The organism is Mycolicibacterium arseniciresistens, from assembly GCF_030519285.1.
GTDB lineage: Bacteria > Actinomycetota > Actinomycetes > Mycobacteriales > Mycobacteriaceae > Mycobacterium > Mycobacterium arseniciresistens.
Genome location: NZ_JAUMSQ010000436.1, coordinates 1 through 4,213 on the forward strand (window position 1 = coordinate 1; position 4,213 = coordinate 4,213).

5 protein-coding genes are annotated in these 4,213 nt (G+C 70.3%); 1 reads left to right on the forward strand and 4 read right to left on the reverse strand.

The window, feature by feature from the left end; translation table 11 throughout:
- Positions 1 to 79 precede the first annotated feature (79 nt).
- The gene (locus tag Q2100_RS29990; protein WP_302916948.1) at positions 80 to 670 is read left to right on the forward strand and encodes a class I SAM-dependent methyltransferase; all 591 of its coding nucleotides are present in this window, start codon (positions 80 to 82) and stop codon (positions 668 to 670) included.
- An 18-nt stretch (positions 671 to 688) separates the two neighbouring features.
- On the opposite strand, the gene Q2100_RS29995 is transcribed toward Q2100_RS29990, so the two are convergent.
- From Q2100_RS29995 to Q2100_RS30010, 4 genes are all read right to left on the reverse strand, one after another.
- Positions 689 to 1,747: an aldo/keto reductase gene (locus tag Q2100_RS29995; RefSeq protein WP_302916949.1), complete on the reverse strand. Its 1,059-nt coding sequence runs from the start codon at positions 1,745 to 1,747 to the stop codon at positions 689 to 691.
- 8 nt (positions 1,748 to 1,755) lie between these two features.
- Complete coding sequence (locus Q2100_RS30000) at positions 1,756 to 2,277, reverse strand: nuclear transport factor 2 family protein (protein ID WP_302916950.1); 522 nt, start codon at positions 2,275 to 2,277, stop codon at positions 1,756 to 1,758.
- 126 nt (positions 2,278 to 2,403) lie between these two features.
- Positions 2,404 to 3,243, reverse strand: a complete 840-nt coding sequence (locus tag Q2100_RS30005; RefSeq protein ID WP_302916951.1) for a helix-turn-helix transcriptional regulator — start codon at positions 3,241 to 3,243, stop codon at positions 2,404 to 2,406.
- A 110-nt stretch (positions 3,244 to 3,353) separates the two neighbouring features.
- Positions 3,354 to 4,213, reverse strand: an 860-nt coding sequence (locus Q2100_RS30010) for an oxygenase MpaB family protein (protein ID WP_407667724.1), incomplete at its 5' end; no start/stop codon positions are given.

Sequence of the window (4,213 nt, forward strand, 5' to 3'; positions counted from 1 at the left end):
CCATCGAATCCACCCGGTGTTGCATCCACCGCCTGAAACCACCCGCCGATTCCCGTCAACAACCGTAGTCTCGGCGCACGTGGCTGCTCCGTGGAACGTCAACATCCACTACGACGCGACCATCGACCGGTGTGTGCCGCCCGACGCGGCGTCGGTGCTCGACGTGGGCTGCGGCGACGGGTTCCTCGCCGCCCGGTTGGCGCGGCGGGTGCCTCGGGTGGTGGCGGTGGACGTCGACGCCCCGGTACTGCAGCGAGCCCGTGAGCGCTTTCCCGACGCACCCGTCGAATGGCTGCACGGCGACGTGCTCACCATGGACGGGCTCGGCCGCTTCGACGCGGTGGTGTCCAACGCCGCGCTGCACCACCTCCCGGACACCCGGGCCGCACTGCGGCGACTGCGGTCGTTGGTGGCGCCGGGCGGGACCCTTGCCGTCGGGGCGCTCGCCCGACCCGGATGGCGTCACCTGCCCTGGGCCGTGCGGAGTTTCGTGGCGACGGGCGCGATGCTCCTGGTCCGCACGAAGTGGGAGCACACCGCACCGATCGTGTGGCCGCCGCGCGACGACGTGCGCACGCTCAGGCGCCACGTCGCCGAGGAACTGCCAGGGGCGACGGTGCGGCTGCTGATGATGGGTCGGGTGTTGATCTCCTGGCGGGCGCCGTCGTGACGCGCTCGGCTCGCCCGTTCACTCCGGCGCGGGCCACATTCCGCGATCGCGGTGGGAGTCGATGCGATCGAGCATGCCGCCGTAGGTGGGTTGACTCGTCGTGGCCAGGAAGTCGGTCGGGAAACCCATCGACACGGCGCTGACCTCGTCGAGGCGCGTCATCGTGTCGGCGTCGAGCGTCACCAGCAGACATCCGGCGTTGTCCTCGAACTGCGCCACCGTGCGGGCGCCGATGATCGGGATGACCTGTGCGGGCTGCCGTTGACGCAACCACGCCAGCGCCACCTGCGGCGACGAACATCCCAGCTGGGCGGCGACGTCGCCGACGGCGCGGGCGATCGCCAGGCTTCTCTCGTCGAGTTCTCGGAAGCTGACGGTGTCCAGGCGCCGGCCGCCCTGGCTTGCCCCGCCGCCGGCGTACTTGCCGCTGAGGATCCCCGAAGCCAGCGGTGACCACGCCACCACGGTGATGTCGAGTGCGCGGGCCATGGGAAGGAGTTCGCGCTCCGGAGTGCGCTCGATCAGGTTGTACTCGATCTGCAGGCCGACGAACGGCGACCAGCCACGCAGTTCCGCGATCGTGTGACAGCGCGCCACCACCCATGCCGGCGCGTCCGAGATCCCCACGTACAGGACCTTGCCGGAGCGGACCAGGTCGTCGAGCGCGCGCATCACCTCGGCCTCCGGCGTGAGGAAGTCCCAGGCGTGCACCCACAACAGATCGACGTAGTCGGTTCCCAGCCGCCGCAGCGACCGTTCGACCGATTGCACCATGGACTTGCGGCTGTTGCCTGCGGCGTTCGGGTCGGTGCCCGGCGGCGCGTCGGTGTACTTGGTGGCGATGACCACCTCGTGGCGGTGCCCGGTGATGAGCCGGCCGAGGTACTCCTCCGAACGGCCCTCGGCGTAGATCTCGTTCGCCGTGTCGACGAGGTTGCCGCCGGCGTCGCGGAAGGCCGAGTAGATGGCGCCTGCCTCGTCCTCCCCGGTCCCCCACCCCTCGGCACCGAACGTCATTGTGCCCAAGGCTATCTCGGAGACACGCAGGCCACTGTTGCCCAGGAGTCGATATCGCATGAGGGGTCCTATGACCGTGCCGCGGCTTGCAGTACGCCGCGGTCGCCTTCCTCGTAGAGCCGCTGTATCGCCATGTCGGTGACCTGCCAGCCGGCGGGCCCGCGTTGCAGACGGTGGGTGTAGACCCCGCCGAGCGTCCAGGGTCGCCCGTCGAACCAGTGCGAGGCTCGTACGTGTGAGAGCGCGATCGCTCCAGCGCCCTCCGGAGAGACCACGACGTTGGTGATCTGGTGCTGGGTGGCGTCCAGACCGCCGAGCGTGGCGCGCCACTGCCCAAGCAGGGCCGCGCGCGTCACTGTGGCCGCCTCACCGCCGAACACACTGACGTAGTCGGTGGTCACCTCGTCGGCCAGCAGTGTGCCCACCCGCTCCCACTGGCGCAGATCCGCGAACAGCCCGACACCCGTGACCGTGTCGGTGATCGCCGACCGATCCTCGGCGGTCAACGAGCCGGTATGCGCCGCGCCGGGAACGGCCGTCATCCCGAACGTCGACATCAGCACTGCTGCAGTCGCCAGCACGGTCTTCATCAGGGTCCCTCCGCGAGCAGCGCTTCTCGGCCGTGACCGGACCGACGCTAGTACGGCGGCCGGCACCGGGCACCGAGCGAACGCAAAATGAGCAAGATCGGTCCGGTGGACACCACGGGGCCCGCCTCAGAACGCTGGGGCGAGATCGCCGAAGAACCGGCGGTACGTCCTGCGGAACTGCGACAGGTCGGCGATGCCGATCTCGTCGGCGGTCGCGCGCACCGTGACGCCGGCGGTGAGCGAACGGTGCGCACGCTCCATCCGGACGGCCATCGCACAGGTCGCCGGTGTGACACCGACGGTCCGCCGGAATGCTCGGTGAAAGTGGTACGGGCTCATCAACGCAACGGCGGCCATCTCGTCGAGCGTCACCACCCGGCGGTGATGGGCGCGCAGGTGGACGCCCACCCGCCTCAGCGTGGCGGCGTCGAGCCGGCCGCCGTGCCCACGAGGGCGCCGACCGCCGAGATGGGTCACTGCCACGTGCACCGCCACATTGGCGATCAGTGCTGACGCGGCCGACGGCGCCACCGCGGCGCCGCGAAGGACTGCCGTGCGGAACGCGACACACGTGCCCCAGATGACGTCGTCGTCGGGCAGCTGGCGGTACTCCTCCAGGTCAGCCCAGCGGCAGCCGGTGCGCGCGCCCACCGCCACGAGCAACGCCGGGTCCGGACGGATGTCCACGCTCTCGGAGGGTTCGGCGACGTCGAGCCAGGTGATGCTGCGCGGCCCGGTCAACCCGACCGTGCCCGCAGCGAAGGACCGGACGTGCGACGCCCCCGATCCCACGCGGATCTCCGCCGCGCGGTGGCCGGTGAACGACACCCCGAATCCGAACGGTTCACTGCGCGAGGTGAATCCGCCCGCGCGGTGCGGAGGGAGCCGGTTGACCTCCACGACCCCGGCCGGACAGCCGACTTCGGTGGATCCCGTCCTCCACATCCCGACCTCCGGACCGGTCATGCGCGCTTGCGTCCGCGACCGGTCTGATCACCGGCCGCCCTACCGGCCTCAGCGTAGGCGATTCTCAGACATGTTGTCTCTCAACGACTCGAGCTGAGGGGTGAGCCCGGCTAGACCAGCGGCTTGCCGGTGCGGATGCGCCGGTCGAGGTCCTTGAGCAGCACGTTGAACGGGAACTGCCGGATGAAGCCCGGCGCCAGGTCGTTCGCTGTCCGCAGCACGGTCATCAGGCGGTCGAACCGGCGCTGGTGTCCGGCGTCCCACGGCAACCGCATCTCCTCGCGGAACCGTTGCGGCAGAAAGCCGGTGGTGATCAGCAGGTTGGCCGCGTCGAGGCGGCGCTGGACGGCGCGCGGCAGCCGGACGCCACGGATGCGGCCCGCGGCGATGGGGAACAGGTACTCGCGCACCGTGTCGTCGATGTGGACCTGGTCGAGCGACTCCTGCCAGTACTTGTCGAACGCCGCACGGTCGGCCGGCCACATCTCCAGTGGCACCTGCAGCGTCGTGCCCAGCGTCGCACTGTCGCGGTAGTGCTCGTCGGCGGTCTCGTCGTCCATCTCGCCGATGAAGATGCGCTGGATGTCGACGCCGCCCTTGTACAGGCACGCGGCCACCCACAGCTGCAGATCCTTGTCGAACGCGTGGTACTTCACCGGGCTCTCGTCGGTCGAGTACACCTGCGCGTGCGCCGTGTTCACCGCGCGCCGGTAGGCCGCCTTCTGCGCGTCGGTGCCACGGGTCGCGACGGCCAGGTAGGTGAACGTGGTGCGGGCGCGCTTGACCGGGTGCAGGTCGATGCGGCCGCTGTCGACACGGCTCTCGTACACGCCGTAGCCGACGCCCGGCCGGGCCAGCTGCATGATCACGTTGGCCGGGCCTGCCAGCAGCGCGACGCCCATCAGGCCGTCGTCCCGGGTGGCTCGGCGGCCGGCGAGCAGTGACCGGCGCGCAGCGGGTCGCGGCCGTG